22 protein-coding genes are annotated in these 20,207 nt (G+C 61.2%); 9 read left to right on the top strand and 13 right to left on the bottom strand.

What is annotated here, in order from left to right; genetic code table 11:
* Positions 1–236: 236 nt before the first annotated feature.
* From AX760_RS21025 to AX760_RS21015, 3 genes are all read right to left on the bottom strand, one after another.
* Complete coding sequence (locus AX760_RS21025) at positions 237–596, bottom strand: response regulator (protein WP_071835072.1); 360 nt, start codon at positions 594–596, stop codon at positions 237–239.
* Between the two features lie 132 nt (positions 597–728).
* The gene (hpt, locus tag AX760_RS21020; protein ID WP_071834954.1) at positions 729–1,274 is read right to left on the bottom strand and encodes a hypoxanthine phosphoribosyltransferase; all 546 of its coding nucleotides are present in this window, start codon (positions 1,272–1,274) and stop codon (positions 729–731) included.
* A 45-nt stretch (positions 1,275–1,319) separates the two neighbouring features.
* Positions 1,320–2,003, bottom strand: a complete 684-nt coding sequence (locus AX760_RS21015) for an FxLYD domain-containing protein (RefSeq protein WP_071834953.1) — start codon at positions 2,001–2,003, stop codon at positions 1,320–1,322.
* 257 nt (positions 2,004–2,260) lie between these two features.
* Between AX760_RS21015 and ftsE the strand changes: the two genes are divergently transcribed.
* The 4 genes from ftsE (at position 2,261) to AX760_RS20995 (ending at position 5,664) form a co-directional block, all read left to right on the top strand.
* Positions 2,261–2,920, top strand: a complete 660-nt coding sequence (ftsE, locus tag AX760_RS21010) for a cell division ATP-binding protein FtsE (protein WP_071834952.1) — start codon at positions 2,261–2,263, stop codon at positions 2,918–2,920.
* Positions 2,913–3,926 carry a cell division protein FtsX gene (locus AX760_RS21005; protein WP_083531270.1) on the top strand — a complete coding sequence of 338 codons (1,014 nt, stop codon included), beginning with the start codon at positions 2,913–2,915 and terminating at the stop codon, positions 3,924–3,926. Before ftsE ends, AX760_RS21005 begins: the two co-directional genes overlap by 8 nt.
* A gap of 109 nt (positions 3,927–4,035) precedes the next feature.
* Positions 4,036–4,725, top strand: coding sequence for a YdcF family protein (locus tag AX760_RS21000; RefSeq protein WP_071834950.1), 690 nt, complete (start codon positions 4,036–4,038; stop codon positions 4,723–4,725).
* 153 nt (positions 4,726–4,878) lie between these two features.
* Entirely contained in the window at positions 4,879–5,664 is a 786-nt protein-coding gene (locus tag AX760_RS20995) for a lysophospholipid acyltransferase family protein (RefSeq protein WP_071834949.1), read from the top strand.
* On the opposite strand, the gene AX760_RS20990 is transcribed toward AX760_RS20995, so the two are convergent.
* Positions 5,655–6,200: a gamma-glutamylcyclotransferase gene (locus tag AX760_RS20990; RefSeq protein ID WP_071834948.1), complete on the bottom strand. Its 546-nt coding sequence runs from the start codon at positions 6,198–6,200 to the stop codon at positions 5,655–5,657. The two genes, AX760_RS20995 and AX760_RS20990, sit on opposite strands and share 10 nt — an antisense overlap.
* A 176-nt stretch (positions 6,201–6,376) precedes the next feature.
* Between AX760_RS20990 and AX760_RS20985 the strand changes: the two genes are divergently transcribed.
* Positions 6,377–7,393, top strand: coding sequence for a DUF2125 domain-containing protein (locus AX760_RS20985; protein WP_071834947.1), 1,017 nt, complete (start codon positions 6,377–6,379; stop codon positions 7,391–7,393).
* A gap of 7 nt (positions 7,394–7,400) precedes the next feature.
* On the opposite strand, the gene AX760_RS20980 is transcribed toward AX760_RS20985, so the two are convergent.
* The 3 genes from AX760_RS20980 to AX760_RS20970 all read right to left on the bottom strand — a co-directional run bounded on the left by AX760_RS20980 (position 7,401) and on the right by AX760_RS20970 (position 10,291).
* Positions 7,401–8,327, bottom strand: a complete 927-nt coding sequence (locus AX760_RS20980) for a prephenate/arogenate dehydrogenase family protein (protein ID WP_071834946.1) — start codon at positions 8,325–8,327, stop codon at positions 7,401–7,403.
* Positions 8,327–9,433 (bottom strand): pyridoxal phosphate-dependent aminotransferase, encoded by a 1,107-nt coding sequence (locus AX760_RS20975; RefSeq protein ID WP_071834945.1) that lies wholly within the window; start codon positions 9,431–9,433, stop codon positions 8,327–8,329. Before AX760_RS20975 ends, AX760_RS20980 begins: the two co-directional genes overlap by 1 nt.
* Before the next feature lie 99 nt (positions 9,434–9,532).
* Positions 9,533–10,291 (bottom strand): class I SAM-dependent methyltransferase, encoded by a 759-nt coding sequence (locus AX760_RS20970; protein ID WP_071834944.1) that lies wholly within the window; start codon positions 10,289–10,291, stop codon positions 9,533–9,535.
* A gap of 113 nt (positions 10,292–10,404) precedes the next feature.
* Here AX760_RS20970 and gloB point away from each other — a divergent pair, with 113 nt between their 5' ends.
* Both gloB and AX760_RS20960 read left to right on the top strand, forming a co-directional pair.
* Entirely contained in the window at positions 10,405–11,175 is a 771-nt protein-coding gene (gene gloB, locus AX760_RS20965; RefSeq protein WP_071834943.1) for a hydroxyacylglutathione hydrolase, read from the top strand.
* Positions 11,175–11,618 carry a cupin domain-containing protein gene (locus AX760_RS20960; RefSeq protein WP_071834942.1) on the top strand — a complete coding sequence of 148 codons (444 nt, stop codon included), beginning with the start codon at positions 11,175–11,177 and terminating at the stop codon, positions 11,616–11,618. The genes gloB and AX760_RS20960 overlap by 1 nt, the downstream gene beginning before the upstream one ends.
* 3 nt (positions 11,619–11,621) lie before the next feature.
* Here the strand turns inward: AX760_RS20960 and yddG are convergent, their stop codons facing one another.
* Together yddG and AX760_RS20950 are read right to left on the bottom strand one after the other, a co-directional pair.
* Entirely contained in the window at positions 11,622–12,512 is an 891-nt protein-coding gene (gene yddG / locus AX760_RS20955) for an aromatic amino acid exporter YddG (protein WP_071834941.1), read from the bottom strand.
* A 47-nt stretch (positions 12,513–12,559) separates the two neighbouring features.
* Positions 12,560–13,336 carry a DUF3108 domain-containing protein gene (locus tag AX760_RS20950; protein ID WP_425348880.1) on the bottom strand — a complete coding sequence of 259 codons (777 nt, stop codon included), beginning with the start codon at positions 13,334–13,336 and terminating at the stop codon, positions 12,560–12,562.
* Between the two features lie 348 nt (positions 13,337–13,684).
* Between AX760_RS20950 and rpmB the strand changes: the two genes are divergently transcribed.
* Both rpmB and AX760_RS20940 read left to right on the top strand, forming a co-directional pair.
* Positions 13,685–13,981, top strand: coding sequence for a 50S ribosomal protein L28 (gene rpmB, locus AX760_RS20945; protein WP_071834939.1), 297 nt, complete (start codon positions 13,685–13,687; stop codon positions 13,979–13,981).
* A gap of 161 nt (positions 13,982–14,142) precedes the next feature.
* Positions 14,143–14,781: a queuosine precursor transporter gene (locus tag AX760_RS20940; protein WP_071834938.1), complete on the top strand. Its 639-nt coding sequence runs from the start codon at positions 14,143–14,145 to the stop codon at positions 14,779–14,781.
* A gap of 74 nt (positions 14,782–14,855) precedes the next feature.
* Here the strand turns inward: AX760_RS20940 and pepT are convergent, their stop codons facing one another.
* The 4 genes from pepT to cobS form a co-directional block, all read right to left on the bottom strand.
* Positions 14,856–16,088, bottom strand: coding sequence for a peptidase T (gene pepT / locus AX760_RS20935; protein ID WP_071834937.1), 1,233 nt, complete (start codon positions 16,086–16,088; stop codon positions 14,856–14,858).
* 33 nt (positions 16,089–16,121) lie between these two features.
* A complete protein-coding gene (locus tag AX760_RS20930) occupies positions 16,122–17,120 on the bottom strand; it encodes an esterase-like activity of phytase family protein (RefSeq protein WP_083531273.1) in 999 nt (332 codons plus the stop codon).
* A 128-nt stretch (positions 17,121–17,248) separates the two neighbouring features.
* Complete coding sequence (gene cobT, locus AX760_RS20925) at positions 17,249–19,147, bottom strand: cobaltochelatase subunit CobT (protein WP_071834936.1); 1,899 nt, start codon at positions 19,145–19,147, stop codon at positions 17,249–17,251.
* 3 nt (positions 19,148–19,150) lie between these two features.
* On the bottom strand, positions 19,151–20,146 hold the full coding sequence (gene cobS, locus AX760_RS20920) for a cobaltochelatase subunit CobS (protein ID WP_071834935.1): 996 nt from the start codon (positions 20,144–20,146) through the stop codon (positions 19,151–19,153).
* Positions 20,147–20,207: the final 61 nt, after the last annotated feature.

The following is a 20,207-nucleotide window of genomic DNA, read 5'->3' as shown; positions in this document are numbered from 1 at the left end:
CTGTAGTTCGTCCAGCAGGGGTGCGAGTAGGACTTCAGGCTTATTAAGCAGGTCAACAAAGACTTGAGGAAGTTGATCGAGCCCGCCGAACCGGTGAATGAACCAGTCGCGGAAACCCGACAAGGTTGTCTCCTGTACCAACTCGACACCGACAGGATTGCGAATCAGTTTCGACATCGCCAGAGCGCTCCCGTCGCCGGCATAAAGGCAACTTCCAAAACAAAGCTCCCAATCCCTCAAGCCGCCAAAGCCACCGCAACCGCCTTGCGAATATCTGGCAAGGTAAACGGCTTCGAGACCACATCGATCACCTTGCCATTGAGGTTGTCAGCCCGTTCGCGCTGTTCGGCATAGCCGGTCATCAAAAGGATTTTCAGGGCTGGAAAAGCTGATGATGCCTGGTGGGCGAGTTCGATGCCATCCATGACGGGCATGCGGATATCGGAGAGCAGAAGATCGAAACTCTGGTCGTGGAGCTGCGCCAGACCATCGGCGCCATCGGCCGCCTCAAAGGTTTCATGGCCGTCCAGTTGCAGCGCGCGGGCAACGAAACGACGCAGGCTATCTTCATCTTCGGTAATCAGGATCTTGGCCATCATGGCTCCCGTCATAAATGCGCGCCAGATGGCGTCACGTCCTGCGGCCAAGAAACCAGTTCTTCCTTTGCTTTTCGTAAACAGCAAGCGCCATGATCTGGCAGCGCTGTGATCTGAAAGCACACGCAGTCGTCAGGTAGCGTCGCCGGTGACGATGCCGACGAAGGGCAGTTCGCGGAAGGCATAGGCGACATCCATGCCGTAGCCGACGACGAAATAATCAGGGCATTCGAAACCGACATAATCCGCCTCGAGATCGGTGCTGCGCTTGACCTTCTTGTCGAGCAGGACGGCGATGGTCACCGATTTTGCGCCACGCTCGAGCATCAGCTCCTTGGCGAAACGCAGGGTGCGGCCCGATTCCAGGATATCGTCGATCAGAAGCACGTCGCGATCGTGCACATCGCTGTCGATGTCCTTGATGATCCTGACGCCCTGCGAGACCGTGCCGGTGCCATAGCTCGACAGCGTGATGAACTCGACCTCGGGTGCAAGGCCGGTCGTGTGCATGGCGCGGATCAGGTCGGCTGCGAAAATGAACGAGCCCTTGAGGACGGCGATGACAAGCAGATCGTTGTTCGGTCCCTTGGCGATCTGCTGCGCCATTTCGATATTGCGGACCGCAATCATCTCGGCGGTGTAGAGCGGATCGATGTTTTTACCACGAACGACGGGCATAAGGACTTCTCCGGAAACTGAACTGTGGAGAGGCGCTTAGCACAGTCAGGGCGCGGACGCACCCGGCTTGCCGAAGGAAACGGAAACGTCCGGCAGTTTTCCACCCGTGTGCAGGAGGCGCGTGGAGAAGGGTCGGCTTTCGCCGGCAGCCAGCGTGTCGGTGGCCGCCAGCACGCGGCTTGCCGTCACCCTTTTGCCGTTGGCGATCACGTCCACCAGAATGGTTGGCACCGCCTTCGGCGCATCGGACCGGTTCTCGACCGTGCCATAGACCGAAAGCACCTTCATGCCGTTCGCCTCGTTGACGGAGGTCTTGACGCCGGCCAGCACCAGGGGCGGCGTGGCAACAGCTGCGGCTCCGCCCGGCAGGCCGACGAGAAACACGAAGGTCGAGGCGCAGATACCGGCCACCAGCGCCGCGAATGTCTTGGGAGAGGCCCGCTGCAGCAGGGTTTCCAGGCGCAGAAGCATCTTTACCGGCAGCGATACCGTGGCAACCTCGATCGCCGGGCTGCGTCGCGCGTGCTCTGCGTCCGACACGCGGCTGTTGTCGTTGAAAACCGGATAGGGGCCGCGCCGTGCGACAGTCGACACCGTCTCGAACTCGACATCGACGATATCAAGGGGCCGGGACAGGCCGGCTTTTGTCGCCGGCCGGGGCGTGCGCTCCGGTGGCAACAGATCGACGCAGGACCGGGAACCCTTGCTGTTGAAACGGAAAGCGTGCATCGCCTCTCCTTCCGCAACGGGCCAAACCCGCGCGATGCGCCCGCAGTCCGGATAGCCAGAATCGGGGCATTGAAACAAATCTTTCTGAGACGTAAACCTAAAGGGTTAATGCTTCGGAAAGAGCGCCCTTAAAGCGACGTGTTTTCATGGAAAATTAACGCCTGTTTAACCATGTTGGAACGGCATCCGCCCAAGAGCGGCAAGCCGGCCGGAATGGCCGTATAAGAAAATCGACAAAGAGAAACCGGGCTGGCCCATTGATTCATTTTGAAAATGTCGGATTGCGCTATGGCATGGGACCGGAAATTCTCCGCGACCTGACGTTCGATATCCCGCGCAAGTCGTTCCAGTTCCTGACTGGCCCGTCTGGTGCCGGCAAGACGACGCTGCTCAAGCTTCTGTTCCTGTCGCTGCAGCCGACCCGCGGCCTCATTCGCATGTTCGATCGCAATATCTCGGTTATCCCGCGGGAGGAATTTCCGATGCTGCGGCGGCGTGTCGGCATTGTCTTCCAGGATTTCCGGCTGCTCGATCACCTGACCACCTATGAAAATGTCGCACTTCCCCTGCGGGTGCGCGGCAAGGAAGAGCATACCTATCGCTCGGACGTGCTCGAACTATTGAACTGGGTTGGGCTCGGCGAGCGCATCAACGTCCTGCCGCCGGTGCTGTCTGGCGGCGAAAAGCAGCGCGCCGCCATTGCCCGGGCGCTGATCGATCGGCCAGAGATCCTGCTTGCCGACGAACCGACCGGCAATGTCGATCCGCCGATGGCGCGCCGCCTGCTGAACCTCTTCATGGAACTGAACCGGCTCGGCACCGCCGTCGTCATCGCCACCCATGATCTGTCGCTGATGGATCAGGTCGAGGCCCGCCGCATGATCCTGTCGCAGGGGCGGCTCGATATCTATGAGTAAGGCCCCTTCCAGCAAAAAACAGGCGTCCGAACCGGCAGACCCTGCCCGCAAGGCGGCGATGCGGGTTCGCCCGACCGCGCCGATCGTTCCGTCGACCAATGTCTCCGGCCATGCCCTGATGCTGGTGATCGCCATCATGTCCTTTCTCGCCTGCCTGACGCTCGGTGCCGTCAGCATGGTCCGGGCAACAGCCGAAAGCTGGCAGAGCCAGATTTCGCGAGAGATCACCGTGCAGATCAAGCCCGACGAAACGCTGGACATGGACAAGGCGCTCGCCGATGCCCGCGATTTGGCGCTGACCTTCGATGGCACGACGGCGGGCAACATCGTCGACAAGGAAGCAACCGCCAGGCTGCTCGAGCCCTGGCTCGGCGAAGGCCTCGACCTCGATGAACTGCCCGTGCCGCGCCTCGTCATCATCACCATCGACGAACGCAATCCGCCGGACTTTGCCGCCATGCGCAAGGCGCTGACCGAAACGATCCCGCAGGCCTATCTCGATGATCACAGGACCTGGGTGGACCGGCTGGTGGCCATGGCGCACACGACCGCGCTGATCGGCACCGGCGTTCTGGTGCTGGTGTTCTCCGCCATGGTGCTGACTGTGATCTTCGCGACTCGGGGCACGCTGTCCGGAAACCGCCATATCGTCGAGGTGCTGCATTTCGTCGGTGCGGAAGCGGGGTTCGTCGCCTCCGAATTCCAGAAGCATTTCCTGAAGATCAGCCTGAAGGGCGCCGGCGCCGGCGGGCTTCTGGCAGCCGCGTGTTTTGCGGCGGCCAGCTTCTGGCAGGCAAGAGCGCTCGCCACCCCGCAGAGCGACCAGGCGACCGCGCTGTTCGGCACCTTTGCGATCGGCTGGATGGGCTATCTCGGCATCGCCGCGATCATGATCGTCATTGCGCTTTTGACCACGCTGACCGCGCGCTACACAGTCATGCGGACAATCTATGAAATCGACCTGATCCGATCCGATCCGGCACGAACAGATACGAATCAGAATTAGCCGCCATGCTGGAATTCGCCACGATGATCGTCCAGACCCGAATCAGGCTATTGCCCCAGTCACCTTCTACGGCTTTGTCGTCACGGCTTGCTGAGCGCATGGAAACGGAATGACGGAAGAACGTGAGACCATCGGTATCGTCCGCAGGCGCAGGGGTCCTGTGCGCCGGTTCGTGCGGCTGACCTTCTATGTGCTGCTTGTCTGCGCCGGGATTGCGGCTGCCGGCTTCCTCTCCTTCGCCGACCAGGTGGCTTCGTTGCAGCCCCCGGACGCCCCGACCGCCGACGCGATCGTCGTCCTGACCGGCGGCTTCCAGCGCATCGACCAGGCGGTCGATCTGCTGAAAGCCGGCGCGGGAAAACGCCTTCTGATCTCCGGCGTGCATCCGACAACGACCAGCACGCAGATCCGGCGCAACACCCAGAGCTCGGCCGACCTGTTCAGGTGCTGCGTCGACATCGGCCATGATGCGATCGATACGATCGGTAATGCCAACGAGACTGCGAACTGGATCCGCGACAATGGCTACGAGAGCATCCTCGTTGTCACCAACAATTACCACATGCCGCGCAGCCTGCTCGAATTGCGCCGCGCCAATCCGCATATCCGCTTCATCGCCTATCCGGTCGTCAATTCCGACTTGAAAAGTCAGAACTGGCTGCGCAACCCAACGACGCTACGAACCATCCTGTCGGAATATGCGAAATACTCGGTCGCCTATGTCCGCGACTGGATTGGCGCGCGGACGCCAAGCGGCCTGCGGACCGAACAGGGCAATATCGTCCCGGCCGCCGATTAAGCCCCGGGATCGATGATCGACAAGATCCCGGCAGGCGGGCCTGTCGGGCCCGTGATAAGCTGCACAAACACAGGAACCGCCGGCCAGACGGTTTTCCTTGCCGGAATATTCGTGTAGGCAGCCTTCGTCCCTGTTCTGCGAAAGCCATCGCTCATGATCATCCTGCGTTCCGTGCTGTTTAATATCGTCTTCTACGCCAATCTGATCCTGCAGATGGTCGTGTTGACGCCGTTCTATTTCCTGGTGTCGCGCAAGACCGCGCTGATCGTCCCGAAGAACTGGGCGCGCAGCAATCACTGGCTCCTGGAAAAGATGGTCGGCACCACCTTCGAGATCGAGGGCCTCGAGAACATTCCCGAGGGCGGCTACATCTTCGCGCCAAAACATCAGTCCTTCTGGGACGTCTTTGCGCTCTTGCCCTGGCTCAGCGACTTCTTTTTCATCCTCAAGCGGGAACTAATGTGGATTCCGCTGTTCGGCTGGTATGTGCAGAAACAACGCATGGTGCCTGTCGATCGCGGCGCCCGCGGCAGGGTGATGACGGCCGTGATGAACCGCGCCAAGGAAGAGATGGCCGCTGGTCGTCAGTTGATTATTTATCCCGAGGGCACCCGCCGCCCGCCGGGCGCGCAGCCGGACTACAAATACGGCATCGCCCGGCTCTATCGCGATCTCGACGTACCTGTCGTGCCGGTCGCCATGCACCCCGGCCTGTTCTGGCCGCGCCGCAAATTCCTGCGTTATCCCGGCCATTTCAAGGTGCGCATCCTGCCGGCCATTCCTGCGGGCCTTGATCCGGACGTGTTTCTCAAAACCCTCCTCGATGTGACGGAAGCGGCGAGCGACCAGTTGCTGATCGAGACGGTCCGCAACAACCCGCACCTGCCGCTGCCGCCAACGGCGGTGCAGCGGCTGAAGGAACTCGGCTTTCAACGCTGAACAGCAGCCTGCGGCAGAAGCCGCGCCACCTCTTCAAGCCAGTGATCGCGGATCCCCATGTCCTTTAGATGCGACAGCGTGTTGAGGACATAATCCGGATTGGCACCTGATTTGCCAACGGCCCCAGCGACGATTTCGGCCGCCGCCTCGACCGAAAGTGCCCCGGCATACTGGACATGGGCCCGGTCGATCACATAGGTCAGCGCCGATGTCCGGCGCCCATCTGCCAGTTTCACCGGCATGGTGCGTTCCTTGTAGACATGGGTGACCAGTTCCCGCTCGCGCAAATAGTCGATAACCGCATCTTTTTGCGACGCCTCGATGCGGAACGCCATGCCGAGGCACGAACCGCCATGATCAAGTCCGAGCACAAGACCGGGCTTTTCCTGCGTCCCGCGATGCACCCAGGAGCGGACGCAGAGCGAGCGCCGGTAGCCAAAAGCCCGCGCCGTCATTTTCTCTTGAAATTCAAAGCCGGGGTTCCACATCAGGGAGCCATAGCCAAAGACCCAAAAATCGTCCATATCCACTGCCATTCACATAAAGGCCACGCCATTGCGCGATACAGCAAGCCGCCTTCCTGGGTCCGCCGACCAGAAACCGCCAATCCGGGAGAATCGCCCGATGCGGCGGGGATGCGCGAAGAAAGACCTTATGCGATTTGTCCGCGCCTGCGAAAGCGCTGCGACACGCAAAACACTTGGAGAACCCCATGACAGCCACTGAGACCGCCGCGTCGCCGGCAAGCCGGAAAATCTGGCAGCTGGCCATCGGCATCGTGGTCTTCATCGCGCTTTATACCGGTGCCTGGTTCTTTGCGGCCGACCAGATCAAAACACGCATCTCGGCCTTTCTGGAAAGCGGTGTTGCACCGGGTCTCTCGGGCGAATGCGACAGCATGGACGTGCGCGGTTTTCCGTTCCGCATCGGCCTGTTCTGCGACACGGTGCGGATCGACGACACGCGCCGAGCAACCTCGGGCGTGTTTGGTGCCTTGCGCTCCGCAGCCCAGGTCTACCAGCCGGGCCATGCGATCGTCGAACTCGACGGTCCGGCCGAAATCCGGGTGTCGCCCGGACTGTCGATGTCGGCTGACTGGGCGTTGATGCACGCCAGCCTTCAGGCGAACTGGCAGGGCCTCGACCGAACATCGATTGCCTCCGACAAACTGGCCGGGACGGTGCTGATGACGGGCACGGGCGAAAGCTTCGGCTTTGCTGCCGAACACAGCGAAATCCATATGCGGCGCAACGGCCCCGACCTGGATGCCGCCTATTCCGTGACCGGCCTGAAGATCAGCCCGGCGGCAAGCCAGGACCTCTTTCCGCTGATCACTGCCAGTCTCGATCTGACCGTGGTCGATCGGGCCAATCTGCTGGATACCGGCAGCCGGCAGCCGGATGCGCTCTACAACAACAAGGGTGAAGTGCGCAACCTGACGCTCGATCTTGGAAACGACCAGGTCGGAACGATCACCGGCCCGTTCAGCGTCGATGGCGAAGGCTTCATCTCCGGCGAATTCAGCGTCACGCTGAAGAACATCGAAGGCTGGCGCCAGAACCTGACCAAGGCCTTTCCGGACGAGGATACCACCATCCTCGTCAACAACATCGCCAACATGCTGACAGCGCTCGCCGACGGCAAGAACGAATCGACCGTCAAGCTCAACGTCCGCGACGGCACAGCCTTCCTCGCCTTTATCCCGATCGGGGTGTTGCCGCAGTTGTGATGAGAGGTTACGTCTTCTGATCCATCGCATGTCTCCCGAAGTCGGCCATGTCGGTGTCCTGTCCGGCCTGGACGATCGAGCGGCGGATAGTGCGGGTGCGAGTGAACAGGTCGAACAGTTTTTCGCCGTCGCCCCAGCGGATCGCCCGCTGCAGATAGGCGAGATCCTCGGAAAAGCGCGCCAGCATTTCCAGAATGGCCTCCTTGTTGTGCAGGCAGACATCGCGCCACATGGTGGGGTCTGATGCAGCAAGGCGCGTGAAATCGCGAAAGCCGGAGGCGGAATATTTGATGACTTCCGATTCCGTCACCGTTTCCAGATCGTCGGCCGTGCCGACGATGTTGTAGGCGATGATGTGCGGCAGATGCGAGACGATCGCCAGCACCTTGTCGTGATGCTCCGGGTCCATTTCGTCGACCATCGAGCCGAGCGCTTCCCAGAACATCCGCAGCTTCGCCTTGGCGGCCTCGTCCGTGCCCGGTGGCGGCGTCAGGATGCACCAGCGGCCCTGGAACAGGCCGATGAAACCGGCATCGGGGCCAGAATATTCGGTTCCGGCAATCGGGTGGCCGGGAATGAAATGCACGCTGTCCGGGAGATGCGGCTTCATCTGCGCAATGACCGAGGCCTTGGTCGAACCGACATCGGTGACGATGGCGCCCGGCTTCAGATGCGCGGCAATCTCGGCAGCAACGCTGCCCGATGCCCCGACCGGCACCGAGACGATGACAAGATCGGCATCCTTCACGGCCTCGGCGCTCGATGTTGTGTAGAGATCACCGAGACCCAGTTCCTGCGCCCGTGTCAGCGTCGCCTGGCTGCGGGTCGAGACGATGATTTTGCCGGCCAGGCCCTTGTGGCGGATGTCGCGGGCGATCGACGATCCGATCAGGCCGATACCGATCAGCGCAACGGTTTCAAACTGCTGCGTCATCACGGGCGTCCCATGAATTCGGTCAGCGCTGCAATCGCCCCTTCATTCGCTTCGGCCGAACCGATCGTCATGCGCAGGGCATTGGGAAAACCATAGCCGCGAACGGCCCGCAGGATGAAGCCGCGGCTTGTCAGGAAATCATCGGCCTCGGCGGCGCGCTTTCCAGCGGTTTCGGGAAAATGGATCAGCACGAAATTGGTGACGGACGGGGTGACCGTCAGGCCGATCGAGGACAGCGCGCCGGTGACCTTGCCGAGCCAGAGCAGGTTGTGATCGACGGCGGCGGCTGAGAACGCCTGGTCACAGATGGCGGCGGCACCGGCGGCGATCGCCGGACCATTCATGTTGAACGGCCCGCGTACCCGGTTCAGCGCATCGATGATCGGCAAAGGCGCATACATCCAGCCGATTCGCAGCGACGCAAGGCCGTGAATTTTCGAGAAGGTCCGGGTCATCACGACGTTCTGGTTGGAAGACACCAGTTCCAGGCCGGCCTCATAGTCGTTGCGACGGACATATTCGGCATAGGCAGCGTCGAGGACCAGGATGACATTCTTCGGCAGGCCGGCCTGCAGGCGGCGGATCTCGCTGACCGGTACATAGGTGCCTGTCGGATTGGCCGGATTGGCCAGAAAAACGATCTTCGTGCGCGGCGTAACGGCAGCAAGGATTGCGTCGACATCGACATGGCAATCCTTTTCCTTGACGACAACTGGCGTGGCGCCGGCGCCCATGATCTGGATCTTGTAGACGAGAAAGCCGTGTTCGGTGATGATGCCTTCATCGCCATAGCCCAGATAGACATGGCAGAGCAGGCCGAGAAGCTCGTCCGAACCATTGCCGCACATCAGATTGGCGGTGTTCAAGCCAAACACCGAACCGATCGCCTCGCGCAGTTCCATCGCCTGGCCATCCGGATAGGTTTCAAGCTTCGTTCCTGCCTTCTGGAAGGCCGCGATTGCCATGGGGCTCGCGCCCAGCGGTGTCTCGTTCGACGACAGCTTGTAGACCTTCTCAACGCCCGGCGCATGCTCCTTGCCCGGAACATAGGCGGCGATATCGAGTATACCGGGACGCGGGAGCGGCGTGAGATTTTCGGTGTTCATGGCATCGGCTTTCAAGGACAAGGAAAACACTGGAAACAGGCCCCAGCCAATAACGAGGAACACGGATTTTGTCGAGTGCGAGGCTCTGGCAAACGACGATCAGCGCAGCTTGTCCGGAGCCGTCTCGCGCGTCGTCGGCACGCCACGCGGCGCCAGGACCGGAACGAAGACACGGCGCGACGCCCGTGCCGCGACAGGAAGGCCCTGATAGAGCCGCTTCTGCGCCTCAACGATGATCACGCCGGAAAACATCGGCCAGAGCGATCGTCCGATTCGCTCGAAGCCGCGCCTAAGTTTCAGCACCGTCTTCAGCTTCGAGGGCGGAAAGAAAAGCGCATCCGCAGACGCACCCGGCGTGAAATTCGTCTCGCGCAACAGCGCCGTCAACTGCCCGCGCGAATAGGGCCGGCCCGAGCCGAACGGCGTATGCTCCATGCGCGCCCAGACGCCGCGTCTATTTGGCACGACGATCACCAGCCGCCCGCCGGGAGCCAGAACACGCCAGAGTTCCTTCATCGTCTCGCGCGGGTTCTCGGCAAATTCCAGCGCATGCACCATCAGCACCCGGTCAATCGAAGCGTCCGGCAGCGGCAGTTCCTCATCGAAGATCAGCGCCGTGGACGACAGTTCGGCCACCGGCCAGTTCACGGCCCCCTGCCCTGCCGGCATGAAGGCGAAGGTGCGTTCCGTATCGGCGCGAAAGCGCTCCAGATAGGGCACGGCATAGCCGAGCCCGACCAGCCGCTCCTCCGGCAGCTTCGCCCAGAGCGACGACAGCGCCATGGTGATCGACTGCTCGGCGAAACGACCAAGGCGGGAATGATAGAACTGGCGAAGATCGACGATATCGGCGTGCATGGTCCCAATGTTAGACCGGAACGGCTAGACTTCAAGGCGCGTGCGACTACATTCACCGCAACGAACCGTATTACCCCCGTGCTTTTGCAGGCCCGTGTTTTCCAGGAATAACCATGGCAGTGCTCGATCTCGACCTTTTTCCATGCCGAACAGACAATTTCGGGGTGCTGATCCACGATCCCGTGACGGGAGAGACGGCGTCGATCGACGCGCCCGAGGAAGCGCCGATCCTGGATGCGCTGGAACGACGCGGCTGGACACTGACGCAGATTTTCACGACGCATCACCATCAGGACCATGTGGCGGCCAATCTGGCGCTCAAGGACCGGTTCGGCGCACAAATCACCGGCCCCGTGCACGAAGCCGATAAAATCCCGGGACTGGACCGCAAGGTCGGCGACGGTGACCAGTTCGATTTTGCCGGTCATCCCGTCAATGTCTTCGAAACGCCGGGCCACACCGCCGGGCACATCTGTTTCCACTTGCCGGAAGACAAGCTGCTGTTTGCCGCCGACACGCTGTTTGCACTGGGCTGCGGGCGTCTCTTCGAGGGCACGCCGGCCGACATGTGGACTTCGCTACAGAAGTTGATGGCGCTCCCCGACGATACGAACGTCTATTTCGGCCACGAATACACACTCACCAACGCCCGTTTTTCGCGCACCATTGATCCCGACAATGCGGCCTTGACGGATCGCGTGACGGCAATCGAGGCCCTGCGTGAGGCGGGCCGCTTTACAGCACCGACGACGATCGGCCTCGAGAAGCAGACCAACCCCTTCCTTCGGCCACACGATGCCGGCATCAGGGCGCATCTCGGAATGCAGGCGGCAACGGATGCCGAGGTCTTTGCCGAAATCCGCAAACGCAAGGATCAGTACTGATGGACGTCCAACTGCCCCTGTCGGCCCGCGCGATCATAGAAACGCTGAAGATGGAGCGACATCCCGAGGGAGGCTGGTACATCCAGACCTTCAAGGATCCAGCCGGCGGCCCGAGAGGCCATTCGACCGCGATCTACTATCTGCTGGAGCGCGGCGAACGATCGCACTGGCATAGGGTAAAGGATGCCGCCGAGGTCTGGCACTTTTATGCCGGTTCGCCGCTCGACCTGAAGATTGCGGAAGACGGAAAGCCGGAGCAGGCCTTCAAGCTCGGATCGAACATTCTGCTCGGCGAAACACCACAGATCGTCGTGCCGGCCGGCTGGTGGCAATCGGCAAGCTCGCGCGGCGCCTGGACGCTGGTCGGCTGCACCGTTTCGCCGGGCTTCGATTTTTCCGTTTTCGAGATGGCCCCGCCGGATTGGCAGCCGCCGAAGGAATGAAGGCTACTCGACCGGGTTTGCGTCTCGCGGGCGGCGACCAAAGATCATGTCGCGTGCCGCCAGCACCGCCCCGCCGGTGACCAACAGGCAGGCCAGTGCGATGCGAAACGACGGTTCGGCAAAACCGAACAGGATCAACACCAGCGTCGACAGGACGGGGGCAGCATAGCTGGCGACGCCAAGGATCTGGATATCACCGTTCTTGACCCCGTAATCCCAGGCGTAGAACGCAGCACCCACAGGCAGCAGGCCAAGACCGGCAATGGCAACCCATTCGGTTGCCGATTGCGGCCAGACGGTCGTCTCGAGCCCGAGATGGCACAGGAAAGACAAGGCGGCGGTTGCCAGGCAAAAGCCGGTGACGACATCGGTCGAGACAGCCTCGAAGCGCCGCGTCAGAAGCGAATAGCCCGACCATGTGAAAGCGCAGGCCAGCGCCGCGCCATATCCGATCGTGTAGGCATCATCAAATTCGACACCATTGCGCGCGACGATCAGCACAGTGCCCAGCAAACCGCAGACAGCCCCCGCCACGTGGTACCAGCGCAGTTTCTCGCCCGGCAAAAGAGCCGAGCCGACAACGATCAAAAGCGGCCAGAGATAGGCAATCAACCCGGCCTCAACCGCCGGCGCATTGCGAAGCGCCGTGAAATACAGGAAATGATAGCCGAAAAGCCCTGTGATCCCGACGATCCAGACCTTTGCCGGTTGCTTCAGAAACGCCAGCCGCTCCGGCCGCAATGCGAGCACGATCAATCCTGGCAGGCTGCCGATGGAAAAGCAGATCGCTGAAAGCTGGAACGGCGGCATTGTCCCGGACGCTGCGGTGAACAGTGCCAGAAGCGACCACATGAGGATCGCCGAAAAGCCGATCAGCGTCGCCTTGAGTTTCATGGTGCCGTCCCCCGGTCACGCCGGAGGTCGGCGCCAGTTTCGATCGATCAGCCGCCGAAACGCGTGGCGGAAACCGTGACCGGGCCGAGCCGTGTCGGGATCCGGACATAGACCGGAGCATATACATTCACCGCATCTGCCTTGGCAAACCAGATTTCCATGGAGGCCAGACGGCGCAGATATTCGACGTCATCGCGGCCCTTGCGGAAGCCGGATTTCGGCACGAACTGCACGCCGCAGACGATCACATCGCCTTCGAAACCCTGCGTCTTGAAAGACCGCGTCCCCTTTGCCGAAAGCTTCAGGTCGACACGCGATTCGCCATCGAAGATCGGCAACGTCTTCGGGCAGACCTTGGCGTCGGCCGGGAAGATCAGGCCGGACAGGGGATCGAGCACATTGCGCATGTCGCCCGGCTTGACCGGCACCCAGTTTTTTGGGATCCGCCGCTTCGGCGTCATCGTTGCCGACGTGACATCGCCATCGCGGAACTGCACATCGATATCCCTGCCGCGTTTCCCGGTCTTGTAGGATACCGAATATTCCGACGCCCGCAGCTTGTCGCGCTGCACCACGCCCGAAACACGGGTGCGCCCGGACGTGCTGCTCAGCACATCGGCAAGCCCGGCGGAATTCAGCGTTCCGGAAATCGTATAGCGATCATCGGTGAGAATGGTTTGGAAGGATGCCCGCGCAATCGGCAGCCCGGACAGCGCGATGCTGTAGTCCGTATTGTGCTCGACATTGTCGGCAAGCGCCGTGCCTGTGGAAAACGCCACCGCAGTCAGAAAGAGAAACGCAACAGACCCATTTCGCACGTTCATTCTGATTCCCATCCCGTTCGGCAGCGCTTGTGTTGAATTGTGTTGAATAGAGCGGGTTTGCGGCGATTCTGCGCCCTCCCGCTGCCTCTGCTTTAGCCTATGGCGCATCGAAGTGGAATTGGGTAAAAGAAGCCCAAGCACGCCGAGAATCGTTGTTTTAGTGTGTATTTAAGCCGGAAATACCGGCATTTCCGCCAAGAGTTTTCCCTGGCAGTGAAGGTTTGGCTTGACGCGCCGCCCGTCTCTGACTATAGAACCGCAACTTTCCAATCATGGCCAACGGAATGCGGCCTGGGCCAGACGGCCCGCCAACGCATTGACCGGAAGCGAAAAGAAAATAGGTGCATCATGTCCCGTAGTTGCGAATTGACCGGCAAGGGCGTCCAGTCGGGCAACAATGTGAGCCACGCAAACAACAAGACCAAGCGCAAGTTCCTTCCGAACCTGTGCCAGGTCACGTTGATTTCCGACGCGCTCGGCCAGCGTTACCGTCTGCGCGTTTCCGCAGCAGCCCTGCGCTCTGTCGAGCATCGCGGTGGCCTCGACGCCTTCCTCGTCAAGGCTGACGAAGCAGAACTGTCGCAGCGCGCACGCCTGCTGCGCCGCCAGATCGTCAAGAAGACGGCTGAAGCGGTCGCTGCCTAAGGGCACGCGCTGATAACGATTGAAAGGGCTTGCCTGGCAACCGGCGAGCCTTTTTCTCGTATTGTTTTCTACCAAATCGATTGCAGCCATTGCCGGAGAAAAATTCGGTGTGATTGCGACCACATGTCCCTCCAACTGGTGGCATCACCCAGGATAAAAAAATGCTGACGAACCGCACGTTCTTTCTCTATGTCGCAATGATGACCGTTGTGGTCGTCGCCTCCAACTTTCTCGTCCAGTACCCGCTGCCGGGCAGCATTGCCGGCATGCAATTGGGCGACCTGTTGACCTGGGGCGCTTTCAGCTATCCCATCGCGTTTCTCGTGACCGATCTCACCAACCGGCAATTCGGTCCGCAGATTGCCCGCAAGGTCGTTGTCATCGGCTTTGCCGTTGCCGTGGTGCTGTCGATTTTCGTCGCCTCGCCGCGCATTGCGATCGCCTCGGGCTCCGCCTTCCTGCTGGGCCAGTTCCTCGATATCTCGCTGTTCAACAGGCTGCGCACCCAGAGCTGGTGGCGCGCGCCGCTGGTCGGCTCTCTGTTCGGGTCCCTGCTCGATACGGCGATCTTCTTCTCCCTTGCCTTTGCCGCCTTCTTCGTGTTCCTCGGGCCGAATGATGGTTTTGCCTTGGAGAATGCGCCCTTGCTTGGATTGCTGAGCACGGAAGCCCCGCGCTGGATCTCCTGGGCGCTCGGCGACCTGATCGTCAAGATCCTCGTCGGCATTGCCCTGCTACTGCCCTACGGCGCGCTGATGAGCGTCGTCAAGCCGATGCCGGGCGTCAAGACATCCGGCTAAGGCATATGTCTCGAAACGAAAAAGGCGGCATCCGCGAGGATTGCCGCCTTTGTCATTTCTGAGACGACCGCTTTTCAGGCGCGCTCTTCCCAAACCTTCGCAAGCTCCACCAAAGTCTTGACGGCGCTTTCCATGTCCTGGCGGCTGACCCATTCCAGCGGCGAATGGAAGGCATGGCCACCGGCGAAGATATTGGGGCATGGCAAGCCCATGAACGACAAACGCGAGCCATCCGTGCCGCCGCGGATGCTGCCGCGCACGGGCTGGAGGCCCGCCCTGCGCACCGCCTCGATGGCATTGTCCATGATCTCCGGATGCCGGTCGAGCACGACCTTCATGTTGCGATACTGCTGCTTCACGGTGAATGTGTAGGTCGAACCGGGAAAGCCCGACATCACGTCCTTGATCACCGCCTCGAGCATGGCCTCCTTGTCGGCAAGACCTGCATCGCCGAAGTCACGGATGATGAAGCCGAGGCTGGCCTTTTCCATCGAACCGCTGACGCCGACCGGATGGACAAAACCCTGCTTGCCCTCCGTGGTCTCCGGCGCGATGTCCTTCGGCAGGCGGTCAATGATGGCGGCGGCAATCTTGATGGCATTTTCCATCCGGTCCTTGGCAAAACCGGGATGAATCGCCACGCCCTGGATCGTGATCTCGACGCCATCGGCCGAGAAGGTCTCATCCTCGATATGACCCGCCGTTTCCCCGTCGACCGTATAGGCAAAGTGCGCGCCAAGCTTTTCCAGATCGACCTTGTCGACGCCCCGGCCGATTTCCTCGTCGACCGTGAAGAGCAACCGGATCGGACCGTGGCGGATATCGGGATGGTCGATGAGGAACTGCGCGGCCGTCATGATCTCCGCCACACCGGCCTTGTCATCGGCGCCCAAGAGCGTCGTTCCGTCGGTTGTCACGATGTCGTTGCCGATCTGCTGCAGCAGCACCGGGTGTTCGCTGACGCGGATGACCTGTTGTGGGTCTCCGGCAAGCTGGATGTCACCGCCCTGGTAGTTGCGGATGATCTGCGGCTTGACATTGGTCCCGGTGAAGTCCGGTGCCGTATCCACATGCGAGCAGAAGCAGATGACCGGCACCGGCTTGTCCGCAGTCGACGGGATCGTCGCATATACATAACCGTGCGGGTCGAGATGGGCGTCCGACAGTCCCATGGCGAGCAGTTCCGCCACCAGCAACCGGCTGAGGTCCTTCTGCTTCTCCGTCGAGGGCTGTGTGCTGGAGGCCGCATCCGATTGCGTATCGATGACGACATAACGCAGGAAACGGTCGAGTACGGTATCTCTCATGGCATGGCTCCTGCCTTGTCCTGTGGTAGGCGCTCACGGGATGAGCCGAAACTCCAGCATCAGGTTGCGCTCGAGAATCGAATGATTGTCGTCTGAAACCACGATGACGCGAATTTCGCCATCCGGAAGCACAACGACGTCAAGGCCTTCCATGTTGTCGATCTGGTAGCCCATGTCGGCCGAAAGAATGACCGTTCCATCGACAACCGCGCCGGCCTTGATCGTATCGCCGGCGATTCGCCTGATCTGCATGCCGATGCCTTCGGCAAAGCTGAACCGGCGCTCCAGAAGCAGGAGATCGCCATTGGGCAGAAAGGCGCCGTCAGTGATGGCGAAAGGATCCTTCTGGACCACGGCGAAGACGCCCTTGCGCGGTCCGTCCAGAACGGCGGCATACAAATGGTCCGCCTTGTCGACGCTGAGTTCGGAAACGATGACGGTGGCTCCGGCGAGCGGGCTGCCGGCCGGCGAAACGACAACCGTCTCAAGCCCGCGATTGCCACGCAGCGCCGATTTCGGAATGAGGATCGGCAGGCTGGCCACCGGCCGCGCCTGCGCAAAGCCCGGATCCGGATAGACATCGACCCGGTGCTGCTGCTCGAAGCTCACCAGCGCCTGCCCATTGCGAAAGGCAAGCCCCTCCGAGTCCATCATTTGCTTGACCCGTTCCGAGCGTCCCTGACGATCCATCATCGACGTCACCGTGACATCGGCGAGCCCGGATAGCCGCCCCTGGGGATCGCGCGTCACCGATCCCTGCAGCCAGTGCCCGGTATCGAGCACCGAAAGGAACGACGTCGTATCGACCCGGAAACGGATCGCCGACATTGCCCCGAAGAGGGCATTGGACGACGACATTTCGAGACCGCCGACAAATTCCAGCGCGCCAAACCTTTTCTGGTCCGAGCCGATCTTGAAATTGGTGATCTGCCGGCTGCTGACCGGCACCGTCTCGCTCGGCGGTGGCGATGCCAGACCGGAGACCGGCAGCGCGAGCCAGGAACAGAACAGTACAGCGAGAACGGACTGGATCTTCAAAATATTGGTCTTTCTATCACGGCCAGTGCAACAGTCCGCACAGGCCGCCCCGCTGGCAGACAGGCACGCAGCCGGTGTCGCACACAGATGCGCCTGCCGCCGAAGGTGGTTCGTCACAGGGCTCAGGCGCGGCTGCGCGCCTGCGGCTTGCGGCGACGGCTTTCGTCCTCGAACAGCGACGCCAGCTGGTCCGTCATCGCTCCCGCCAGTTCATCGGCATCGACGATCGTCACGGCCTTGCGGTAATAGCGCGTCACGTCGTGTCCGATACCGATCGCCAGCAGTTCCACCGGCGACCGCGTCTCGATCTGTTCGATGACAGCGCGCAGATGCCGTTCGAGATAATTGCCCGGATTGACCGAAAGCGTCGAATCATCGACCGGCGCACCATCGGAGATCATCATCAGGATGCGGCGCTGCTCTGGACGGGCCAGAAGCCGGTTGTGCGCCCAGATCAGTGCTTCGCCGTCGATGTTTTCCTTGAGCAGGCCTTCGCGCATCATCAGGCCGAGATTGCGGCGCGCCCGCCGCCAGGGCGCATCGGCCGACTTGTAGATGATGTGGCGCAGGTCGTTGAGCCGGCCCGGCGTCTGGGGCTTGCCGCTGGCCAGCCATTGCTCGCGCGCCTGCCCGCCCTTCCAGGCCTTGGTGGTAAAACCGAGGATCTCGACCTTGACACCACAACGCTCCAGCGTCCGGGCCAGGATGTCGGCGCAGGTCGCCGCAACGGTGATCGGCCGGCCGCGCATCGATCCGGAATTGTCGATCAGCAGCGTCACAACCGTATCGCGGAAATTCGTATCCTTCTCGCGCTTGAACGAGAGCGGCTGCATCGGATCGATGATCATCCGCGTCAGGCGCGCCGAATCGAGATAGCCCTCTTCGAGATCGAATTCCCAGGAGCGGTTCTGCTGCGCCATCAGCCGCCGCTGCATGCGGTTGGCCAGCCGCCCGACGGCACCCTGAAGATGCGCCAGCTGCTTGTCGAGGAAGGCGCGCAGCCGCTCGAGCTCGGCCTCGTCGCAGAGTTCCTCCGAGGTGATGATCTCGTCGAAGGCCTCGGTGAAAACCGAATAGTCGACCTTCTCGTTGAAATCGGAAAACGGGCTGTTGGGACGCTTGGCTTCGCCCGGCGTCTCGCTGTCGTCTTCGCCCTCGTCCTGCAGGTCGTCGTCGGAAATCTCCGCGCCGTCCATCTCGCCTTCGTCCATCTGTTCGTCGGCGGATTCGTTTTCGTCGGCCGGGGCGGCATCCGAACCGGCATCCTCTTCGGAGCTGTTTTCGTTCTCCTCCTGGCTGCGCGGCTGGTCTTCGTCGGTCTGGCTGTCCTGGTCGTCCGGCTCGACATCGTCGTCGCCGTATTTTTCGGCCACGTCCATCGAAGACAACATGTTGCGTACGACCTTGGCAAACGCCTGCTGGTCGTTGATCGTCGCCGACAGATTGCTCATGTCGCCGGCGGCCTTGTCCTCGATGAAGTCGCGCCAGAGGTCAAGAACGCGCCCGGCCGATGCCGGCGGTTTCTGGCCCGTCAGCTTTTCGCGAACAATCAGCGCCACGGCCTCTTCCAGAGGTGCATCGGCCTGCCGGTCGATGGCCGAGAAATTGGCCCGGGCATATTTGTCATCGAGCATGGTCGTCAGATTGTCGGCAACGCCGCTCATCCGGATCGAGCCGATCGCCTCGACACGCGCCTGCTCGACAGCATCGAATATGGCGCGAGCGTCTGCGCCCTGCGGCGACATGGTGGCATGCACGCGCATGTCGTGACACGCCTTGCGCAGCGCCATCGAATCGCCGAGCCCGCGCGTGACCGACAATTCCTGCCGCGTCGGCCGCTTGGAAAGCTCCGGCAAGCGAACCCGCTCGCCGGCAAGCCCTGGACGTTCATTGGCAAACACGACCTCGACGTCGGAATCGCCGGCGATCGAGCGAATGCAGCCGGTCAAAGCCCGGCGGAACGGCTCCACGTCGACGGTTCCGCCGGGTCTCGGTTTCGAATTGTCGCCGCGTCCAGCCATGACTTAAGCCGTCGCTTCAAGCACGATATTGGCCGCACTTTCCTTCAGTTCGACACCGAAGGCGCGCTGGTAGTGTTCGGCAACCAGCGTCCGCTCGAGTTCGTCGCACTTGTTGAGGAAAGTGACGCGGAAGGCGAACGCGATATCACCGAAGATATGCGCATTCTCGGCCCAGGTGATGACGGTGCGCGGGCTCATGACGGTCGACAGATCGCCATTGACGAAGGCGGCACGGGTGAGGTCGGCGACGCGGACCATCTTGGAGACGGTGTCGCGGCCCTTGTCCTTGGTGAAGCCCTTGACCTTGGCAGCGACGATGTCGACTTCATTGTCGTGCGGCAGGTAGTTCAGCGTTGTGACGATCGACCAGCGGTCCATCTGCGCCTGGTTGATCTGCTGCGTGCCATGATAGAGGCCGGTTGTATCACCCAGACCCACCGTGTTGGCGGTCGCAAACAGGCGGAAGGCGGGATGCGGGCGTATGACACGGCTCTGGTCGAGCAGCGTCAGGCGGCCGGAGGATTCGAGCACGCGCTGGATAACGAACATCACGTCCGGACGACCGGCGTCATATTCGTCGAAGACCAGCGCGACATTGTGCTGATAGGCCCAGGGTAAGATGCCGTCCTTGAATTCGGTGATCTGCATGCCGTCCTTGACGACGATCGCATCCTTGCCGACGAGATCGATGCGGCTGACATGGCTGTCGAGGTTGACGCGCACGCAGGGCCAGTTCAGACGCGCTGCGACCTGTTCGATGTGCGTCGATTTGCCGGTGCCGTGATAACCGGACACCATGACGCGGCGGTTGTGGGCAAAACCGGCGAGAATGGCGAGTGTCGTCTCGCGGTCGAACAGGTAGTCCGGGTCGAAATCCGGGACATAGGCGTCGCCCTTGGAATAGGCGGGCACGCGAATATCGGAATCGATGCCGAAAACCTCGCGAACGGACACAGTCGTATCGGGAAGGTTGGAAATATCGAGGTCTACCTTGCTCATCATGTCTCCAGCGCGGGAACCATACTGCTCCCGTAAATCGTCTTTGAAAGCGTTGAACGTT

This window comes from Pararhizobium antarcticum (genome assembly GCF_001885585.1).
Taxonomy (GTDB): Bacteria; Pseudomonadota; Alphaproteobacteria; order Rhizobiales; family Rhizobiaceae; genus Pararhizobium; species Pararhizobium antarcticum.
The sequence above is the reverse complement of the archived record's forward strand: the minus strand, read 5'-3'. Positions and strand labels throughout refer to the sequence as shown.